The following is a 19,703-nucleotide window of genomic DNA, read 5'->3' as shown; positions in this document are numbered from 1 at the left end:
GTGGCATTTATGTTGAAGATAATGCGGGAGAGAGAAGTGAATGTGGAAATAAGAAATCCAAAATAACAATGCTGAAACCGGTTTCTGTATTTATAAAAAAGGCCGCATTACGCGGCCTTTTGTTATGTGATTGAACGGCTTACTGGTGATGCTCTACCGCATGCGCATGTTCAATATCTTCACTCTTGCGGCTGAAGCGGCGGCGTACCACCACGAAGAACACCGGAACGAAGAAGATAGCCAGCACGGTCGCGGTCACCATGCCGCCCATTACACCGGTACCTACGGCGTTTTGCGCGCCACTGCCCGCACCGGTACTGATAACCAGCGGCATTACCCCGAGGATAAATGCCAGAGAAGTCATCAGAATCGGACGCAGACGCATACGCACGGCTTCCAGCGTTGCTTCAATCAGGCCTTTGCCTTCTTTCTCCATCAGATCTTTGGCGAATTCAACGATAAGTATCGCGTTCTTCGCCGACAGGCCAATGGTTGTTAGCAGGCCAACCTGGAAGTAAACGTCGTTGGTGAGGCCGCGCATTGTTGCGGCCAGCAGGGCACCGAATACGCCAAGCGGAACAACCAGCATGACCGAGAACGGAATTGACCAGCTCTCATACAACGCCGCCAGACACAGGAACACCACAATCAGCGAGATGGCGTACAGGGCAGGGGCCTGGTTACCGGACAGACGTTCCTGGTAGGACATGCCCGTCCAGTCAAAGCCAATGCCGGTTGGCAGTTTCGATGCAAGCTGTTCCATCATGTCCATTGCCTCACCGGTACTTTTACCCGGTGCTGCCTGGCCAAGAATTTCCATGGACGGCAAGCCATTGTAACGTTCCAGACGTGGCGAACCGTATTCCCAGCGTGAGGTAGAGAACGCGGAGAACGGTACCATCTGGCCGGAAGAACCACGCACGTACCAGTTGCCGATATCGCTTGGCAGCATACGGTATGGCGCTTCGGCCATGACGTACACTTTCTTCACGCGGCCACGGTCGATGAAGTCATTGACGTAGCTCCCGCCCCAGGCTGCCCCCAGCGTGGTATTGATATCGCTAATGGACACCCCCAGCGCCTGTGCTTTTTCCTGATCGATATCGATTTTGAACTGCGGTGTATCTTCCAGACCGTTCGGACGTACGCCAACCAGTAGGTCAGGGTGCTGGGCAATCATGCCGAACAGCTGGTTACGAGCCTGTGTGAGCTGCTCGTGGCCAAGGTTTGCCTGGTCAATCAGCTGGAAGTCAAAGCCGGTTGCGGTACCCAGCTCGACAATCGCCGGCAGGTTAAAGGCAAACACCATTGCATCTTTAATCTGCGAGAAGGTACCCATGGCGCGGCCAGCAATGGCCGGAACCTTGTTCTCTTCCCCTGAACGTTCACTCCAGTCTTTCAGCGAAACGAACGCCAGGCCGGTGTTCTGACCACGACCGGAGAAGCCGAAGCCGTTAACGGTAAACACGGAGTTAACGTTGGCTTTCTCTTTCGTCAGGAAGTAATCCGTGACTTCATCCAGCACTTTCTGCGTACGTTCCTGGGTTGCCCCCGCTGGCAGCTGCGCCATGGCTAACAGAACGCCCTGGTCCTCATCCGGCAGGAACGAGCTTGGCAGACGAACAAACAGAACCGCCATGCCAACCACAATCATCAGATACAGCAGCAGGTAACGACCGGTGCTACGCAGAATGTTACCGACGCTGTCGGTGTAGTGGTGCGTGCTCTTGTCGAACATTCTGTTGAACCAGCCGAAGAACCCTTTCTTGTCATCGTGATGACCTTTCGGAATTGGCTTAAGCATGGTTGCACAGAGAGCGGGAGTCAGGATCATCGCGACCAGTACTGACAGCACCATCGCCGAAACGATAGTAATCGAGAACTGACGGTAGATGGCACCGGTAGAACCGCCGAAGAACGCCATTGGGACGAATACCGCAGACAGTACCATCGCGATACCGACCAGCGCGCCCTGAATCTGACCCATGGATTTGCGCGTGGCTTCCTTCGGTGGCAGTCCATCTTCCACCATCACGCGCTCGACGTTCTCAACCACAACGATGGCGTCATCCACCAACAGGCCTATCGCCAGCACCATGCCGAACATCGTCAGGGTGTTTATCGAGTAGCCAAAGGCGGCAAGGATAGCGAACGTGCCCAGCAGTACCACCGGTACCGCAATGGTTGGAATCAGCGTTGCCCGGAAGTTCTGCAGGAACAGATACATTACCAGGAACACCAGCACGATAGCTTCGACCAGCGTTTTCACCACTTCGTTAATGGAGATTTTAACGAACGGCGTGGTGTCGTACGGATACACAACCTTCAGGCCCGCCGGGAAGTAAGGCTGAAGTTTTTCTACCGTGGCGCGTACCGCTTCGGCGGTATCCAGGGCGTTAGCACCGGTGGCCAGTTTAACACCCAGACCGGCAGCAGGCTGGCCGTTATAGCGAGCGATAACGTCATAGCTTTCGCCGCCCAGCTCAACTTTTGCCACGTCTTTAAGCAGAACGCGAGAGCCATCCTGATTCACTTTCATCAGGATTTTGCTGAACTCTTCTGCTGATTTCAGACGGGTTTGCGCAATGATGGAGGCGTTCAACTGCTGGCCTTTGACCGGCGGTGTCCCACCGAGCTGGCCTGCGGCTACCTGGGCGTTTTGTGCCTTGATAGCGTTGATCACATCCACCGGCGTCAACTGGTAGTTGTTCAGTTTGTTCGGATCCATCCAGATACGCATCGCGTACTGAGCACCAAACAGCTGAACGTCACCTACGCCGTGAGTACGGCTGACCGGGTCTTTAATGGTGGCGCCAACGTAGTCCGCAATATCCTGCTGGTTCATAGAACCATCGGTGCTGATCATACCGAGCACCATCAGGAAGCTGCTTGAGGACTTCTCGACGCTAACCCCTTGCTGCTGTACTTCCTGCGGCAGCAGCGGCATGGCCAACTGAAGTTTGTTCTGCACCTGAACCTGTGCGATATCGGCATCGGTGCCGGAATCGAAGGTAATGGTGATTTGAACGGTACCAGAGGAATCACTGGTAGAGGACATGTATAACAGGCCATCGATACCGTTCATATTCTGTTCGATAACCTGGGTTACTGAATCCTGTACCGTTTTCGCATCTGCACCCGGGTAGTTGGCCGAGATCTGAATTGCCGGTGGCGCGATCGTTGGATACTGCGCGATAGGCAATTTCATGATCGCAAGCGCACCCGCCAACATAATAATGATGGCGATTACCCAGGCAAAGATGGGGCGATCGATAAAAAACTTAGACATGTCTTAACGGCTCCTGTTTGAGTTAAGACTTCGGTTGTTCTGACTGCGCGCCTGCGGCGGGTTGCTGTTGGCCTTTATTGTCTTCCGCAACTTCCTGCGCTTTTACCTGAACACCCGGTTTTACTTTCTGTAGGCCGGTAACAATCACGCGATCGCCTGTTTGTAACCCATCGGTAACCAGCCATTTGTCGCCGATCGCCTGGCTGGTTTGCAGCTGGCGAACTTCAACTTTGTCATCCTTCCCTACGACCATCGCGGAGGCATCGCCGCGTGGAGTACGAGTGACCCCCTGCTGCGGAACCAGGATGGCATTTGGGTTAACGCCTTCTTCCAGCTTGGCGCGAACAAACATCCCTGGCAGCAGGGTTTTGTCCGGGTTAGGGAAGATAGCGCGCAGGGTGATAGACCCGGTGGTCTGGTCAACGGTCACTTCAGAGAATTCCAGTGAGCCTTCCTGAGGGTAGGCAACACCGTTGTTCATCATCAGTTGGACTTTGGCTTTGCCGTTTTCCTGTTTCAGTTTGCCGTCGGCCAGCTCCTGCTTAAGACGCAGGAAATCATCGCTGGACTGGGTCACATCCACGTAGATAGGGTCAAGCTGCTGAACAGTGGCGAGGGCGGTGGTTTGCCCGCTGGTAACCAGCGCACCTTCGGTGACCGCGGATTTCCCGATGCGGCCGCTAATAGGCGAAGTTACTTTGGTGTACGCCAGGTTGATACGTGCAGTTTCAACCGCAGCTTTTGCAGCGACGACGTCAGCGTTTGCCTGCTGCGCGGTTGCTGCCGCAGTATCGTAGTCAGACTGGCTGATGTACTTGGTACCCAGCAGTTTCTGATAACGTTTAACGGTCAGCTGTGCGAGATTAGCGCTGGACTGGGCCTTTGCCAGGTCGCCCTTTGCGCTGTCGTACGCAGCCTGATAGGTTGCAGGATCGATCTGATACAGCGAAACACCGGCCTGAATGTCGCTCCCTTCGGTAAAGTTACGCTTCAGAATAATGCCGCTAACCTGAGGACGAACTTCTGCGATGCGGAAGGCGTTGGTGCGTCCTGGAAGCTCAGTAGTAATCTGTAATGGCGCGCTTTTCAGAGTCACTACACCCACTTCCGGGGCGTGCGGCGCACTCTGCTGGGTCTCTTTCTCGTTACATCCTGTAAGCGCTAAGCTGCCTGAGAGCATCAGAACGGCCGCCAGAGGCGTAAACCCTCTGTTTTTGTTCATATGTAAACCTCGAGTGTCCGATTTCAAAGTTGTTCAATGGATCAAATGTCCACAAACCCATTGCTGCGTTTATATTATCGTCGTGCTATGGTACATACGTTCACAAATGTATGTAAATCTGACTAAAGTAAATTCACCCACTTATGGCACGAAAAACCAAAGCTCAGGCGCTTGAAACCCGCCAGCACATCCTCGACGTTGCGATTCGCCTGTTTTCACAGCAGGGCGTCTCTGCGACTTCGCTCGCGGATATCGCGCAGGCGGCCGGGGTAACACGTGGTGCGATTTACTGGCATTTCAAAAATAAGTCGGAATTGTTTAGTGAGATCTGGGAGCTAACCGAATCCAGTATTGGTGACTTAGAGATTGAGTATCGGGCAAAATATCCAGACGATCCACTGTCTGTGATAAGAGAATTACTCATTTATATCCTACAGGCAACGGTGACAGAAGAGCGCCGACGCTTAATGACGGAAATCATTTTCCACAAGTGTGAGTTTGTCGGTGAGCTTGAAGTTTTGCAGCAGGCCAGGCGCACGCTATATATGGAAGGCAACGAACGCATTGAGGCCGCTTTGCAACGCTGCATCGACGCCGGGAAATTGCCTGCGGGTCTGCGTCTTTCCCTTGCCGTCACGCTGATGCGCAGCTACATTACCGGGCTGATTGAAAACTGGCTGGTTGCGCCGGAAACCTTTGATCTCCATGCTAAAGCGCCAGACTTTATCGCCGTTCTGCTGGAAATGTTCCAACTGAGCCCAACGCTGAACAAACCGGCGTAATTTTCGGCTTACTTTCACCCTGAAAATGATTTGAGATTCCTCCGAGGGCGATTGCTATTCTGCGCCCTGAAGCCGTGCTATTCTGCGCATCTTCCGTGGCCTTTTACTTTTAGCTGGCACCCACATGCGCAGCACCGTAATGACTCAACCATGACTACGCAGCACAACGCTCTGTCGCGGACTTCCCGTTCCGCATTCATTTTTTTCCTGTTTTTGTTTGTTTCCATCCTGCTGCCTTTTTCCGCGGCTCAGGCGGCGCAAAGTAATGGCGATCTGCCGACCAGAGCGGAGGTGCAGTCGCAGCTGGACACGCTGAACAAGCAAAAAACGCTGACCCCTGACGATAAGCTTACCCAGAAAGATCTCACCGAAACGCTTGAGATGCTGGACAAACTCGACCGCGTGAAGCAGGAGACGGCGCAGCTTAAAACCACGGTTGCCCAGGCCCCGGACAAACTGAAGCAGGCGACTGACGCGTTGAATTCGCTGAGTACGCCTGCCGATGACGAAGCGACGCGTAAAACGCTCGGCTCGCTTTCCCTTCGCCAGTTAGAAACCCGGCTGACCAGCGTGCTGGATCAACTGCAGTCGGCCAACAACGATTTATCAACCCTGAACAGTCAGTTGGTTTCTCTGCAAACGCAACCCGAGCGCGTGCAGAACGCTATGTACAGTGCCTCCCAGCAGCTTCTGCAGGTGCGTAACCGGCTGAACGGCACCACGCCAGGGGAAGCCGCTTTACGTCCAAGCCAACAAAACTTGCTGCTGGTGCAGCAGGCGCTGTTGAATACCCAAATTGAGCAGCAGCGGAAAAGTCTGGAAGGCAACACCGTCTTGCAAGATGCGCTGCAAAAACAGCGTGATTACACCAACGCCAATATCGGGCAGCTTGAGCATACGCTTCAGCTGCTGCAGGAAGCGGTGAACAGCAAACGCTTAACGCTGACGGAAAAGACCGCTCAGGAAGCCGTTACGCCGGACGACGCTGACGCCAGCGCGGTGCAGAATAACCCACTGGTGCGCCAGGAGCTGGATGTGAACCACCAGCTCAGCCAGAGGCTGATCAACGCCACTCAAAGCGGGAATGAGCTGGTTCAGCGGAATATCCGCGTCAAAAACTGGCTGGATCGCGCGTTGCAGTCCGAGCGTAATCTGAAAGAGCAAATCTCGGTACTGAAGGGCAGCCTTTTGCTGTCGCGCATTCTTTATCAGCAGCAGCAAACGCTGCCGTCTGCCGACGATCTGGAAGACCTCACCAACCGCATTGCTGACCTGCGCCTGGAGCAGTTTGACATCAACCAGCAGCGCGATGCGCTGTTCCAAAGTGACAGCTACGTCGACAAGATTGTCGAAGGGCATAAAAACGAGGTTAACGACGAAGTTCATGATGCGCTGATGCAGGTCGTGGACATGCGCCGCGAGCTGCTGGATCAGCTCAACAAGCAGTTGGGTAATCAGCTGATGATGGCGATTAACCTGCAAATTAACCAACAGCAGCTGATGAGCGTCAGCACCAGCCTGCAGAAAATGCTGACCCAGCAAATCTTTTGGGTGAACAGTAACAAGCCGATGAACTGGGAGTGGATCAAATCCTTCCCACGCGCGCTGCATGACCAAATCAAAGGCATGAAGCTGGATATCAGTTGGAATAAAGTGCTGGACGGGCTGTTTATGTCGCTGTTCACCGCGCTGCCGTTGATGCTGCTAGCTGGGCTGCTTCGCTGGCGCTACAAGTGGATCGACAAGCAGTTGGCTAAGCTGGCGTCGGAAGTCGGGCAGTTGCGGACGGACACCCAGCTCAACACCCCGAAAGCGATTTTGCTTAACTTCCTGAAAGTGCTGCCGCTGACGATGGCCATTCTCTCTGTGGGACTGGTACTGCTGTTTATGCAGCTCAACATCAGCGGACTACTGTGGGCGTTTGCCAAAGAACTGGCGCTGTTCTGGCTGGTGTTTGGCATGGCCTGGCGCATTCTAAGCAGCCGCGGGCTGGCCGTGACCTGGTTTAACATGCCGGAGCACCTGACCCGCCATTATCGCCGTCAGATTGTACGTATCAGCTTTGCCTTGTTGCCACTGCTGTTCTGGTCGGTTGTCGGTGAGCTGTCACCGCTGAACCTGATGGACGATGTGCTCGGGCAGTTTATGATCTTCCTTAACCTGCTGCTGATCACCGCGCTGGTTATCCCGATGTGCCGCGACAACTGGCGGGACAAAGAATCTCATCCGATGCGTCTATTGACCATCACCGTGCTCTCTATTGTCCCGGTCGCGCTGCTGGTGCTGACCGCGACCGGCTATTTCTATACTACGCTGCGCCTTGCTAACCGCTGGATAGACACAGTTTATCTGGTAATTATCTGGAACCTGATTCACCAGACGGTGATCCGTGGCCTGAGCGTTGCGGCACGCCGTATTGCTTACCGCCGCGCGCTGGCTCGCCGCCAGAATATGGTTAAAGAGGGGGCGGAGGGCGCAGAGCCGGTCGAAGAGCCGCCGCTGGCGCTGGATCAGATCAACCAGCAGACCATGCGTTTAACCATGCTGCTGATGTTCGCCCTGTTCGGCGTGGTGTTCTACGCCATCTGGTCGGATTTAATTACCGTCTTTGCCTATCTCGACAGCATCGTGCTGTGGCACTACACCGGCAGCGAAGCCGGCGCCACGGTGATGAAAAACGTTACGATGGGCAGCATCTTGTTCGCGATAGTGGCGACGATGGTCGCCTGGGCGCTGATTCGAAACTTGCCGGGCCTGCTGGAAGTGCTGGTTCTGTCGCGGCTGAAAATGCGCCAGGGTGCCTCTTACGCCATTACGACCATCCTCAACTACGCCATTATTGTGATTGGAGCTATGACGGTGTTTGGCTCGCTGGGCGTGTCGTGGGACAAACTGCAGTGGCTGGCGGCGGCGTTGTCGGTGGGCCTGGGCTTTGGTTTGCAGGAAATCTTCGGTAACTTCGTTTCCGGCCTGATCATTCTGTTCGAACGCCCGGTGCGCATCGGCGATACCGTCACCATCGGGACGTTCTCAGGCAGCGTCAGCAAGATCCGTATCCGTGCGACGACAATCACCGACTTTGACCGTAAAGAAGTGATCATCCCGAACAAGGCGTTTGTGACCGAACGACTGATCAACTGGTCTCTGACCGACACGATCACCCGCGTAGTGATCAAGCTCGGCGTGGCGTATGGCTCCGATCTCGATAAAGTGAAAGAGATCCTGCTGAAAGCCGCGATGGAACACCCACGGGTGATGCACGACCCGGAACCGGCGGTGTATTTCACGACATTTGGTGCCAGCACGCTTGACCATGAACTGCGCCTGTATGTTCGTGAACTGCGCGACCGTAGCATCACTGTGGATGAGCTGAACCGCGCCATTGACAGACTGTGCCGTGAAAACAATATCAACATCGCCTTCAACCAGCTTGAAGTGCATCTGCACAATGAAAAGGGCGATGAACTGACGGAAGTGAAGCGAGATTTGGGCAAAAACGGCGGTCTGCTGCCGCCGTCTCTCTAAGCGTGAAAATCAGCGGGAAGCTTTTTCTTCCCGCTGCTTACGGAGAAAATCTTCCCGAACGATCTCCAGCGCCGCGAGGGCGGTGTCCGTTGGGATCTGGTGCTGCTCCAGCAGCATGATTAAATCGACGGCCAGTTTGACCTCGTCCGGGGCGTTATCCAGCGACATTCTTGCTCCTTATTGGGGGTTAACTTAGTCCGCGCTCGCGTCTTTCAATGGCTTTTTCTATACGGGCCAGCGCCTGGCGGCAGCGCTGCAGGCGGCCTTCCAGCGCGGCCAGTTCTCGCTGAAGCTTTTGCTGGCCAGCAAGCGTGGCTTGCAGGGTAAGCTGACTTTCTCTATCGCTCACCATCGCCAGCAGCCTGCGTTCGTAATCCTGATGGGTGGCCAGTTTTTCGTACAGATTTTCCTGCACCTTTTGCTGCGGTTCACTTTTACGTAAATGCGCGGTGGCTAATTCCCGCTGCAGCGCGGCAATCTGCGCCACCAGCTTTTCGGCGATAAACGCCACCTGGTCCGTTTTACCATGGCTGACGCTGAGCTGAAGCTGGGCGAGATTAGCCTGAGCTTCCTGGAGGTAGTCTTTCAGCTGCGTGCTGTGGGTATGGAACAGCTTGCGGTCGAAGCGCGCCTGGCTTGCCCGAAGCAGGGCGACCGGCTCAACGGCGGCGGCCAGCTCGGCGACCCGGGTTTCCAGGGCTTGTAACAGCGAAGCGGTTTTCACAGAATAGCTCTCCAGGGATTGTCAGAGGTTACAGCATGAAGCGTCTTATTCTACTCATCATCGGCTGGCTGGCGGTAGTGCTTGCGACGCTGGGCGTGATATTACCGCTGTTGCCGACCACGCCATTTTTGCTGCTGGCCGCGTGGTGTTTTGCCCGTTCGTCGCCGCGTTTTCACCACTGGCTGCTATACCGTTCGTGGTTTGGTAGCTATCTGCGGCACTGGCAAACGCACCGCGCAATGCCCCGCGGTTCTAAGCCAAAAGCTATTTTGTTTATTCTCGTTACCTTCGCGCTTTCGCTATGGCTGGTGAAGATAGTGTGGGTTAGAATTTTGCTGTTGGTGATACTTTGTGCGCTGCTTGCATTTATGTGGCGCATTCCGGTGGTTGATGAAGCACAACAAAAGCGATAAACCGCAGCAGAAGCTGTTGCAATTGTCGCGCCCAGCCAGTAAATTCGAGCGTTTTCGAGCACGGGTACAGCTGGTTAACCGTTAACCAGTGGTTCACATTTGAACCCACAGGTACTCTGTTTAGTATCATGTTTTTAGCAGGCATAAACCGATGACCGCGACTGCGCAGCAGCTTGAATATCTCAAAAACAGCATTAAAAGCGTTCCTGATTACCCAAAACCAGGAATTCTGTTCCGTGACGTGACCAGCTTGCTGGAAGATCCGAAAGCATATGCCACCAGCATTGCGCTGTTAGTTTCTCGTTTTAAAGACGCCGGTATCACCAAAGTGGTCGGTACTGAAGCGCGTGGCTTCCTGTTTGGTGCTCCAGTTGCGCTGGAGCTGGGCGTGGGGTTCATTCCTGTGCGTAAGCCTCGTAAGCTGCCGCGCGAAACCATCGCCGAAAGCTACGAACTGGAATACGGCACCGACAGCCTTGAAATCCACGTAGATGCCATCAAACCAGGCGATAAAGTGCTGGTGGTGGACGATCTGCTGGCCACCGGCGGCACCATTGAAGCGACCGTAAAACTGATTCGTCGCCTCGGCGGGGAAGTGACCGACGCTGCTTTCGTTATCAACCTGTTTGACCTCGGCGGCGAGCAGCGTCTGGAAAACATGGGCGTGAAAAGCTTCTGCCTGGTGCCTTTCCCAGGTCACTAAGTTCACCGTATTGCCATACAGTGACAAGCCTCGCTCGCCCATCGGGCGGGGCTTATGTTAGCATTACCCCCTCGATTCACCTTTCCCGCGAACCAGAGCCTAACTCCAGATGAGCTACCAGGTCTTAGCCCGCAAATGGCGTCCCCAAACTTTTGCTGATGTTGTCGGCCAGCAACACGTACTGACCGCGCTGGCTAATGGTTTGTCGCTGGGCCGCATCCATCATGCGTATCTTTTTTCCGGCACTCGTGGGGTGGGGAAAACCTCAATCGCCCGTCTGCTGGCGAAAGGGTTGAATTGTGAAGCCGGTATTACCGCGACCCCTTGTGGCGTCTGCGATAACTGCCGTGAAATAGAACAGGGCCGCTTTGTCGACCTGATTGAGATAGACGCCGCCTCGCGCACCAAAGTAGAAGACACCCGCGATCTGCTGGATAACGTGCAGTACGCCCCCGCGCGTGGCCGCTTTAAAGTCTACCTTATTGACGAAGTGCACATGCTCTCGCGCCACAGCTTTAACGCGCTGCTTAAGACGCTGGAAGAGCCGCCTCCGCACGTAAAATTCCTGCTGGCCACTACCGATCCGCAAAAGCTGCCGGTGACCATTCTTTCCCGCTGTCTGCAATTCCACCTGAAAGCGCTGGACGTCGAACAGATCCGCCATCAGCTGGAGCACATTCTCGGTGAAGAGAAGGTCGTGAGCGAACCCCGTGCGCTGCAGCTGTTAGCCCGTGCGGCGGACGGCAGCCTGCGTGATGCACTGAGCCTCACCGACCAGGCGATTGCCAGCGGCGACGGGCAGGTTACCACTGCCGCCGTCAGTGCCATGCTCGGCACCCTTGATGATGACCAGGCGCTGTCGCTGATTGAAGCTGTCGTCCAGGCTGACGGGCAGCGCGTAATGGCGTTGCTGAACGACGCTGCCGCGCGCGGCGTGGAGTGGGAAGCGCTGCTGGTAGAAATGTCCGCGTTGCTGCACCGCGTGGCCATGGTTCAGCTTTCTCCGTCTGCTCTTGGCAGCGATATGGCGGCCATTGAACAGCGTATGCGCGAGCTTGCCCGTGTTGTTCCACCTGCCGACGTGCAGCTTTATTACCAGACATTGCTGATTGGCCGCAAAGAGCTGCCTTGGGCGCCGGATCGCCGCATGGGCGTAGAAATGACGCTGCTGCGCGCGCTGGCTTTCCATCCGCGCAAGCCGCTGCCTGAGCCGGAAGTACCGCGCCAGGCGGCAAGCATTCCGGTAGTGAATCCGGTGTCGCATCAGCCAGCGGCAAGACAGCAGCAGGCGGCGCCGCCGCCAGACAGGGATGCCCCTCCGCTGCCGGATGCCACCAGCCAGATCCTCCAGGCGCGCAGCCAACTGATGCGCCAGCAGGAGGCTGATAAAGCAAAAAAGAATGAGCCGGCAGCGCAACGACTAGCGCGGCCGGCAAAAAGCTCCGCGCTGGAACGTTTGGCTTCGGTGACCGAACGCGTTCAGGCGCGCCCTGCGCCGACGGCGCTGGAAAAACCAGCGAAGCCAGAAGCCTATCGCTGGAAGGCACAAAACCCGATAGAAGTTGCCCCTGAGCCGGTCGCTACGCCCAAGGCGCTGAAAAAAGCGCTTGAGCATGAAAAAACGCCTGAGCTTTCGCAGAAGCTGGCCGAAGAGGCTATCGAGCGGGACGAATGGGCGGCGGAAATCAATCAGCTGGTGCTGCCAAAGCTGGTGCAGCAGCTGGCGCTTAACGCCTGGAAAGAGGTGGACGGCAACCGGGTTTGCCTGCATTTGCGTCCTGGCCAGCGGCATTTGAATTCGCCATCGGCGCAAAAAACGCTCTCAGATGCCCTGAGTTCGCACCATGGCGAAGCGATAGAACTGACTATTATTGAAGATGAGAATCTGGCTCGCCGCACGCCGCTGGAGTGGCGTCAGGCTATCTACGAAGAGAAGCTGGCGCAGGCGCGCGAGGCGATGAGTAACGACAGCAATATTCAGACTCTGCAAAGGTTCTTTGATGCAGAGCTGGATGAAGATAGTATTCGCCCTGTTTGATATGCCTCGTTTGACGCGGCATAGTGTGAAACCCTGATAGCCACTCTCGCATTCTGCGAGGGCTGGCCCGATGAAAGAGAGAAGATTATGTTTGGAAAAGGCGGTCTGGGTAACCTGATGAAGCAGGCCCAGCAGATGCAGGAAAAAATGGCCCAGGCTCAGGAAGAAATCGCCAACATGGAAGTCACCGGCGAGTCCGGCGCGGGCCTGGTGAAAGTGACCATCAACGGGGCGCACAACTGCCGCCGTGTCGAAATCGACCCAAGCCTGATGGAAGATGACAAAGAGATGGTTGAAGACCTGGTTGCTGCAGCCTTCAACGATGCCGCTCGTCGTATCGGCGAAGCGCAGAAAGAAAAAATGGCTGGGGTTTCCAACGGCATGCAGTTGCCACCGGGCTTCAAAATGCCATTCTGATGCTTTTCCGCCTTCTCCCGCCCGGGAGAAGGCTGTTTTCTTACTCCTCGTCCAGCACCTGATAGCTCTCTGCCAGAAAATCAATCAATGCCCGCACCGCTGGTAACTGCCCTCGACGGGAAGGGAAGACCGCATGCACGATCTCCATTCTTGCGCGCCATTCTGGCAAGACGTGAACCAGCTTGCCCTGCGCCAGCGCATCGTTAAGCATCAGCTTCGGGAGCTGCACGACGCCAATCCCGTTCAGTGCTGCGGTACGCAGCGCGATCATATCTGTCGTCACAAAGCGGGGCTTGTGGTGAACAATCACCTCCTGCTGTTCGGGCCCAAACAGGCACCAGCGATAAGTCTGCTGCGGCCTGTCCAGCGCCAGGCTTGGCCAGTGGGCGAGATCTGTAGGTGCCGCAGGCATACCCAGGCGAGCAACCAGCTCCGGGCTGGCCACCAGGCACATGCTGCGGGTGGCCAGCTTGCGCATCACCAGATCACTGTCTTCCAGCGGTAAAGGGCGCACGCGAATCGCTAAATCAACGTTTTCGTTCAGTACGTCCACGCGGCGGTTGGTTTCCTCAAGCTGAATCACAACCTGCGGATACAGGCGCATAAAGCGCGCCAGCATTTCGCCGACATGGACATGCAGCAGTGCTATCGGGCAGGTGAGACGGATTAACCCTCTCGGCTCTGACTTTAGCGTGTCGATGGCCTCCTGCGCCGCTTCTGCTTCAATCATCATCGCCTTGCAGTGGCGGTAGAAGATCTGCCCGGCTTCGGTGACCGTAAAGCTACGCGTCGAGCGCTGCAGCAGGCGGGTTTCAAGCCGCTCTTCCAGCAGCGCAATGCGTCGGCTGAGGCGGGATTTCGGAATGCCGATAACCCGGCTGGTGGGGGAAAAACCGCCATTGTCCACCACCTGCACGAAGTACCACAGGTCGTTTAAGTCCTGCATTTCTATTGTCCTGTTAATGGAACACTGAATCCATTTTAGCACTCTACCGGGCTGAGCGTCTGACGGGTAAGCTTTATCCCATCAGAAACAACCCTTGTGGAGAGAATCATGAAATCAATTCTTGGCGTTTATACCGCACCAGCTTCCCACTGGGTGGGGGACGGTTTCCCGGTTCGTTCGCTGTTTTCGTACTCAAAATTTGCCGAGCAGCTTAGCCCGTTCCTGCTGCTGGACTACGCTGGCCCGGCGGAATTTAAGCCGAGCAATAAAGGCCAGCGCGGCGTGGATCAGCACCCGCATCGCGGCTTTGAAACCGTGACTATCGTCTACAAAGGCGAAGTGGCGCACCGCGATAACGCGGGTAACGGCGGCGTGATTGGCCCGGGTGACGTGCAGTGGATGACCGCCGGGAGTGGGATCCTGCACGAGGAATATCATTCTCCGGCGTTCAGCGAGGCGGGTGGCAGTCTGGAAATGGTGCAGCTGTGGGTTAACCTGCCTGCAAAAGACAAAATGACCGCGCCTGGCTATCAGCCGATTACCGACGGCGATATTCCGGTGGTCGATTTGCCGGACAATGCCGGTAAGGTTCGCGTGATTGCCGGTGAGTTTGACGGAACCAAAGGCCCGGCCAGAACCTTCTCGCCGATCAGCATTTGGGATTTGCGTCTTAACCCGCAAGGCGTCACGCAGTTGGCGGTGAAAGACGGCTGGAACACGGCGCTGGTGGTGCTGAAAGGCACGGTGCTGGTCAATGGCGAAGAGGTGGCGCGCGAAGCGCAGCTGGTGGTGCTGGATGCCAAAGGCGAAAGCGTGACCCTTGAAGCCAATAATGACGCGGTGGTTCTGCTGCTCAGCGGTGAGCCTCTGAATGAGCCGGTGGTGGGTTATGGTCCGTTTGTGATGAACACCAAAGAGGAAATTCATCAGGCTATCGATGATTTTAATCAGGGCCGTTTCGGCAAAGACATTGCGTAAATTTTTCCCCCGGCGAGTCATCGTGCGGGGGATATCTTTTCCTATACCCATCCGAGGGGCTAATGTTAGGCTATAGCCCACTTTTTTCTCACAAGCCCGAGCGATGCAAACCAGTCCTTTACTCTCAGCCCTTATGGAATCCCTGCGCTGCCTGCCCGGCGTTGGCCCGAAATCCGCCCAGCGTATGGCGTTTGCCCTGTTACAGCGCGACCGCAGTGGCGGCATGCGTCTGGCTCAGGCGCTGACCCGCGCCATGTCCGAGATTGGCCACTGTGCGGATTGCCGTACCTTTACCGAGCAGGAAGTTTGCTCCATTTGTTCCAACCCGCGTCGCCAGGAAAACGGCCAGATTTGCGTGGTGGAAAGCCCGGCGGATATTCACGCCATCGAGCAAACCGGCCAGTTCTCAGGCCGCTACTTTGTCTTAATGGGGCACCTCTCGCCGCTGGACGGCATTGGCCCGAACGACATTGGACTGGATCGCCTTGAGCAGCGCCTTGCCAGCGAGCCGATGAAAGAAGTTATTCTTGCCACCAACCCGACGGTGGAAGGCGAGGCGACGGCAAACTACATTGCCGAGCTGTGTGCGCAGTACGGCGTTGAAGCCAGCCGTATCGCCCACGGTGTGCCGGTGGGCGGCGAGCTGGAAATGGTGGACGGCACCACGCTCTCACACTCGCTGATCGGTCGTCATAAGATTAATTTTTAATCGGTTGGGGGAGGTTTTTGCCTCCTCCTGCTTGAAAAGGCACAAATCGCTACCATATCCCCCTCAACGTTTTCTTCATCCCGTATGATTTTGTTGAGGTATCAATGACCATGAAAGGACAAGAGACCCGCGGTTTTCAGTCAGAGGTAAAACAGCTTCTGCACCTGATGATCCATTCTCTCTATTCAAACAAAGAAATCTTCCTGCGTGAGCTGATCTCCAACGCCTCCGATGCGGCAGACAAGCTGCGCTTCCGCGCCCTGTCTGACGCCAACCTCTACGAAGGTGACGGTGAACTGCGCGTTCGTGTCTCTTTTAACAAAGACAACCGCACCCTGACCATCGCCGATAACGGCATCGGCATGACCCGCGATGAAGTCATAGATCATCTGGGTACCATTGCAAAATCCGGCACCAAAGCTTTCCTCGAGTCTATGGGCTCTGACCAGGCGAAAGACAGCCAGCTTATCGGCCAGTTCGGGGTAGGCTTCTATTCTGCGTTTATCGTGGCGGACAAAGTCACCGTTCGCACTCGCGCCGCCGGCGCCAGCGCGGAGCAGGGCGTGTTCTGGGAATCTGAAGGCGCGGGTGAATACACCGTGGCCGACATTGAGAAAGCCGATCGCGGGACCGAAATCACGCTGCATCTGCGTGAAGGCGAAGATGAGTTCCTGGACGACTGGCGCGTTCGCTCCATCATCAGCAAATATTCCGACCATATCGCTCTGCCGGTTGAGATTGAACAGCAGGAAGAAAAAGACGGTGAAACCATCGTTAGCTGGGAAAAAATCAACAAAGCTCAGGCGCTGTGGACCCGCAGCAAGTCCGAAGTCAGCGATGACGAATACAAAGAGTTCTACAAGCACATCGCCCACGACTTTACCGACCCGCTCGCCTGGAGCCACAACCGCGTGGAAGGTAAGCAGGAGTACACCAGCCTGCTGTACATCCCTGCGCAGGCGCCGTGGGATATGTGGAACCGTGACCACAAACACGGGTTGAAACTCTACGTACAGCGCGTGTTTATTATGGACGATGCCGAGCAGTTCATGCCGAACTACCTGCGCTTCGTGCGTGGCCTGATAGATTCTAACGATCTGCCGCTGAACGTTTCCCGTGAAATCCTGCAGGACAGCCGTGTAACCCAGAACCTGCGCAGCGCGCTGACCAAGCGTGTGCTGCAGATGCTGGACAAGCTGGCGAAAGACGATGCCGAGAAATACCAGACCTTCTGGAAAAACTTTGGCCTCGTGCTGAAAGAAGGCCCGGCGGAAGATAACGCGAACCAGGAAGCTATCGCTAAACTGCTGCGTTTCGCGACCACGCACAACGACTCCTCCGCACAGACCGTGTCACTGGAAGAGTATGTCTCCCGCATGAAAGAAGGTCAGGAGAAGATTTACTACATCACCGCAGACAGCTACGCGGCGGCGAAGAGCAGCCCGCATCTGGAACTGCTGCGTAAGAAAGGCATCGAAGTTCTGCTGCTTTCCGATCGCATCGACGAGTGGATGATGAGTTACCTGACCGAATTCGACGGGAAGGCATTCCAGTCAGTCAGCAAGACCGACGAATCGCTGGATAAGCTGACGGACGAAGAGACCGAAGAAGCGAAAGAAGCCGAGAAGGCGCTGGAGCCGTTCGTGGACCGCGTGAAAACCCTGCTGGGCGAGCGCGTGAAAGAAGTGCGTCTGACTCATCGTCTGACCGATACCCCGGCGATCGTGACCACCGACAGCAACGACATGAGCACCCAGATGGCGAAACTGTTTGCCGCTGCGGGCCAGGAAGTGCCGGAAGTGAAGTACATCTTCGAGCTTAACCCGGAGCATGCGCTGGTCAAACGCGCTGCGGATACGCAGGATGACGCGCAGTTCGGCGAGTGGGTTGAGCTGCTGCTTGACCAGGCGCTGTTAGCCGAGCGCGGTCAGCTGGAAGATCCTAACCAGTTCATCCGCCGCATGAACCAGCTGCTGGTTTCTTAAGCCTTTTACCGATCGCTTCCCTCCGCTAAAAACGGGGAGGGGACGATCGGTTCTTCTTTGGACAAGGGCCGGATAAATGGCTCGATTCAGCCCGGGAAATTTCCGTTAAAGCCGCTCCAGCCGCCTCCCTTCCTTGTGATGATACCGCCTTTAGTGGTATGGTTTTCGCCTCAAATTCGATTGAATAATTAAATGTATGGGGAATTACGCAATGCGTATCATTCTGCTCGGCGCGCCGGGCGCAGGTAAAGGGACTCAGGCTCAGTTCATCATGGAGAAATACGGTATTCCGCAAATCTCCACCGGTGATATGCTGCGTGCTGCGGTTAAATCTGGTTCAGAACTGGGTAAACAGGCCAAAGACATCATGGATGCTGGCAAACTGGTGACCGATGAGCTGGTTATCGCCCTGGTTAAAGAGCGCATTGCGCAGGAAGACTGCCGTAACGGTTTCCTGCTGGACGGTTTCCCACGCACTATCCCGCAGGCAGACGCCATGAAAGAAGCGGGCATTAAGGTTGACTTCGTGCTGGAGTTCGACGTTCCGGACGAGCTGATCGTTGACCGCATCGTGGGCCGCCGCGTGCACGCTGCTTCCGGCCGCGTTTACCACATCAAATTCAACCCGCCTAAGGTTGAAGGTAAAGACGACGTGACCGGCGAAGAGCTGACCACCCGTAAAGACGATCAGGAAGAGACCGTACGTAAGCGCCTGGTGGAATACCATCAGATGACCGCGCCGCTGATCGGCTACTACTCTAAAGAAGCGCAGGCGGGTAACACCCAATACGCTAAAGTTGACGGCACCCAGGCCGTGGCTGACGTGCGCGCTGAGCTGGAAAAAATCCTCGGATAATTTCCCGCTGCGACAATCAATACCAGGGCATGCCCTGGTATTTTTTTGCCCCTATTTTCCCCTTTCACTGTAATCGGTTCTCGTTTCGCTCTTTTACGTTACAATTGACGGCAATTTATAGATAAGGGGTGGGAATGAATCAGGAAAAAATTGGCATCTTACTGGCTAACCTTGGTACGCCGAGCGCCCCGACGCCGGCGGCGGTCAACCGCTATCTTCGTCAGTTCCTGAGCGATAAGCGCGTGGTGGATACGCCCCGCCTGCTTTGGTGGCCACTGCTGCGCGGCGTCATTCTGCCGATCCGTTCACCGCGTGTCGCTAAGCTCTACCAGTCCATCTGGATGGAAGAGGGCTCGCCTTTGATGGTCTACAGCCGTCGGCAGGAAAAAGCGCTGGCGCAGCAGCTGCCGGATACGCCGGTTGCGCTGGGGATGAGCTATGGCGAACCGTCGCTCAAAAGCGCCGTGGACGACCTCCTGGCGCAGAACGTGACGCACATTGTAGTGCTGCCGCTTTATCCTCAGTTTTCCTGCTCAACCGTGGCGGCGGTATGGGACGAGTTGGGGCGAATCTTTGCCAATTACCGCAGCCTGCCTTCTATTTCTCTGATTCGCGACTACGCGACAGAGCCGGCGTACATCAACGCGCTGGCGGCATCGGTCAAGCGCTCTTTTGCCGAACACGGTGAGCCGGATGTGCTGCTGCTTTCCTATCACGGTATTCCGCAGCGCTATGCCAACGAAGGGGATGACTACCCGCAGCGCTGCCGCGACACCACGCGTGAACTGCTAAGCGCCCTCGAGCTGCCGCCGGAAAAAGTGATGATGACCTACCAGTCCCGCTTTGGCCGCGAGCCATGGCTGATGCCGTATACCGATGAAACATTGAAAATGCTGGCCGAAAAGGGCGTGAAGCATATTCAGGTAATGTGCCCGGGCTTCTCCGCTGACTGCCTGGAAACGCTGGAAGAGATGGCGGTCCAGAACCGGGAAGTGTTTATCGAGGCAGGCGGCACGAAATATGAGTACATTCCGGCGCTGAACGACGATCCGGCCCATATCGCGATGATGATGAATCTGGTGGATCGGTATCGCAAATAGAATCCTGAGGCGGGGA

The 19,703-nt window shown here is 55.7% G+C and carries 16 protein-coding genes and 1 other annotated feature; of the genes, 11 read left to right on the top strand and 5 right to left on the bottom strand.

Annotated features, from left to right (window positions below):
* Positions 1–139: 139 nt before the first annotated feature.
* Positions 140–3,289 carry a multidrug efflux RND transporter permease subunit AcrB gene (acrB, locus tag LH23_RS22365; protein ID WP_039295999.1) on the bottom strand — a complete coding sequence of 1,050 codons (3,150 nt, stop codon included), beginning with the start codon at positions 3,287–3,289 and terminating at the stop codon, positions 140–142.
* A gap of 22 nt (positions 3,290–3,311) precedes the next feature.
* Positions 3,312–4,511, bottom strand: coding sequence for an efflux RND transporter periplasmic adaptor subunit (locus LH23_RS22360; protein ID WP_039295998.1), 1,200 nt, complete (start codon positions 4,509–4,511; stop codon positions 3,312–3,314).
* Positions 4,512–4,654: 143 nt separating this feature from the next.
* On the opposite strand from LH23_RS22360, the gene acrR reads away from it, so the two are divergent.
* On the top strand, positions 4,655–5,293 hold the full coding sequence (acrR, locus tag LH23_RS22355; RefSeq protein WP_039295995.1) for a multidrug efflux transporter transcriptional repressor AcrR: 639 nt from the start codon (positions 4,655–4,657) through the stop codon (positions 5,291–5,293).
* Between the two features lie 150 nt (positions 5,294–5,443).
* Positions 5,444–8,818, top strand: a complete 3,375-nt coding sequence (mscK, locus tag LH23_RS22350; RefSeq protein ID WP_039295992.1) for a mechanosensitive channel MscK — start codon at positions 5,444–5,446, stop codon at positions 8,816–8,818.
* 9 nt (positions 8,819–8,827) lie between these two features.
* Here the strand turns inward: mscK and rsmS are convergent, their stop codons facing one another.
* The gene (rsmS, locus tag LH23_RS23730; RefSeq protein WP_071842760.1) at positions 8,828–8,986 is read right to left on the bottom strand and encodes a pleiotropic regulatory protein RsmS; all 159 of its coding nucleotides are present in this window, start codon (positions 8,984–8,986) and stop codon (positions 8,828–8,830) included.
* Positions 8,987–9,005: 19 nt separating this feature from the next.
* On the bottom strand, positions 9,006–9,542 hold the full coding sequence (gene priC / locus LH23_RS22345) for a primosomal replication protein PriC (RefSeq protein WP_039295989.1): 537 nt from the start codon (positions 9,540–9,542) through the stop codon (positions 9,006–9,008).
* Positions 9,543–9,577: 35 nt separating this feature from the next.
* Between priC and LH23_RS22340 the strand changes: the two genes are divergently transcribed.
* The 4 genes from LH23_RS22340 (at position 9,578) to LH23_RS22325 (ending at position 13,113) form a co-directional block, all read left to right on the top strand.
* Positions 9,578–9,955 (top strand): DUF454 family protein, encoded by a 378-nt coding sequence (locus LH23_RS22340; RefSeq protein WP_039295986.1) that lies wholly within the window; start codon positions 9,578–9,580, stop codon positions 9,953–9,955.
* Positions 9,956–10,106: 151 nt separating this feature from the next.
* Positions 10,107–10,658: an adenine phosphoribosyltransferase gene (gene apt / locus LH23_RS22335; protein WP_008460281.1), complete on the top strand. Its 552-nt coding sequence runs from the start codon at positions 10,107–10,109 to the stop codon at positions 10,656–10,658.
* A 109-nt stretch (positions 10,659–10,767) separates the two neighbouring features.
* The gene (gene dnaX / locus LH23_RS22330; RefSeq protein ID WP_039295982.1) at positions 10,768–12,696 is read left to right on the top strand and encodes a DNA polymerase III subunit gamma/tau; all 1,929 of its coding nucleotides are present in this window, start codon (positions 10,768–10,770) and stop codon (positions 12,694–12,696) included.
* Positions 12,032–12,096: a sequence feature (DnaX frameshifting element), on the top strand. (Overlaps the previous gene by 65 nt.)
* A gap of 87 nt (positions 12,697–12,783) precedes the next feature.
* Positions 12,784–13,113 (top strand): YbaB/EbfC family nucleoid-associated protein, encoded by a 330-nt coding sequence (locus LH23_RS22325; RefSeq protein ID WP_008460260.1) that lies wholly within the window; start codon positions 12,784–12,786, stop codon positions 13,111–13,113.
* A 40-nt stretch (positions 13,114–13,153) separates the two neighbouring features.
* Here the strand turns inward: LH23_RS22325 and LH23_RS22320 are convergent, their stop codons facing one another.
* Positions 13,154–14,059 carry a LysR family transcriptional regulator gene (locus LH23_RS22320; protein WP_039295979.1) on the bottom strand — a complete coding sequence of 302 codons (906 nt, stop codon included), beginning with the start codon at positions 14,057–14,059 and terminating at the stop codon, positions 13,154–13,156.
* 108 nt (positions 14,060–14,167) lie between these two features.
* Between LH23_RS22320 and LH23_RS22315 the strand changes: the two genes are divergently transcribed.
* From LH23_RS22315 to hemH, 5 genes are all read left to right on the top strand, one after another.
* The gene (locus tag LH23_RS22315) at positions 14,168–15,037 is read left to right on the top strand and encodes a pirin family protein (protein ID WP_008460257.1); all 870 of its coding nucleotides are present in this window, start codon (positions 14,168–14,170) and stop codon (positions 15,035–15,037) included.
* A 103-nt stretch (positions 15,038–15,140) separates the two neighbouring features.
* Complete coding sequence (gene recR, locus LH23_RS22310; protein ID WP_039295974.1) at positions 15,141–15,746, top strand: recombination mediator RecR; 606 nt, start codon at positions 15,141–15,143, stop codon at positions 15,744–15,746.
* A gap of 110 nt (positions 15,747–15,856) precedes the next feature.
* Positions 15,857–17,731, top strand: a complete 1,875-nt coding sequence (gene htpG, locus LH23_RS22305; protein ID WP_039297098.1) for a molecular chaperone HtpG — start codon at positions 15,857–15,859, stop codon at positions 17,729–17,731.
* Positions 17,732–17,942: 211 nt separating this feature from the next.
* Positions 17,943–18,587 carry an adenylate kinase gene (gene adk, locus LH23_RS22300; RefSeq protein WP_008460251.1) on the top strand — a complete coding sequence of 215 codons (645 nt, stop codon included), beginning with the start codon at positions 17,943–17,945 and terminating at the stop codon, positions 18,585–18,587.
* Between the two features lie 134 nt (positions 18,588–18,721).
* The gene (gene hemH, locus LH23_RS22295; protein WP_039295971.1) at positions 18,722–19,687 is read left to right on the top strand and encodes a ferrochelatase; all 966 of its coding nucleotides are present in this window, start codon (positions 18,722–18,724) and stop codon (positions 19,685–19,687) included.
* Positions 19,688–19,703: the final 16 nt, after the last annotated feature.

This window comes from Cedecea neteri (assembly GCF_000758305.1).
Classification (GTDB): domain Bacteria; phylum Pseudomonadota; class Gammaproteobacteria; order Enterobacterales; family Enterobacteriaceae; genus Cedecea; species Cedecea neteri_C.
The sequence above is the reverse complement of the archived record's forward strand: the minus strand, read 5'-3'. Positions and strand labels throughout refer to the sequence as shown.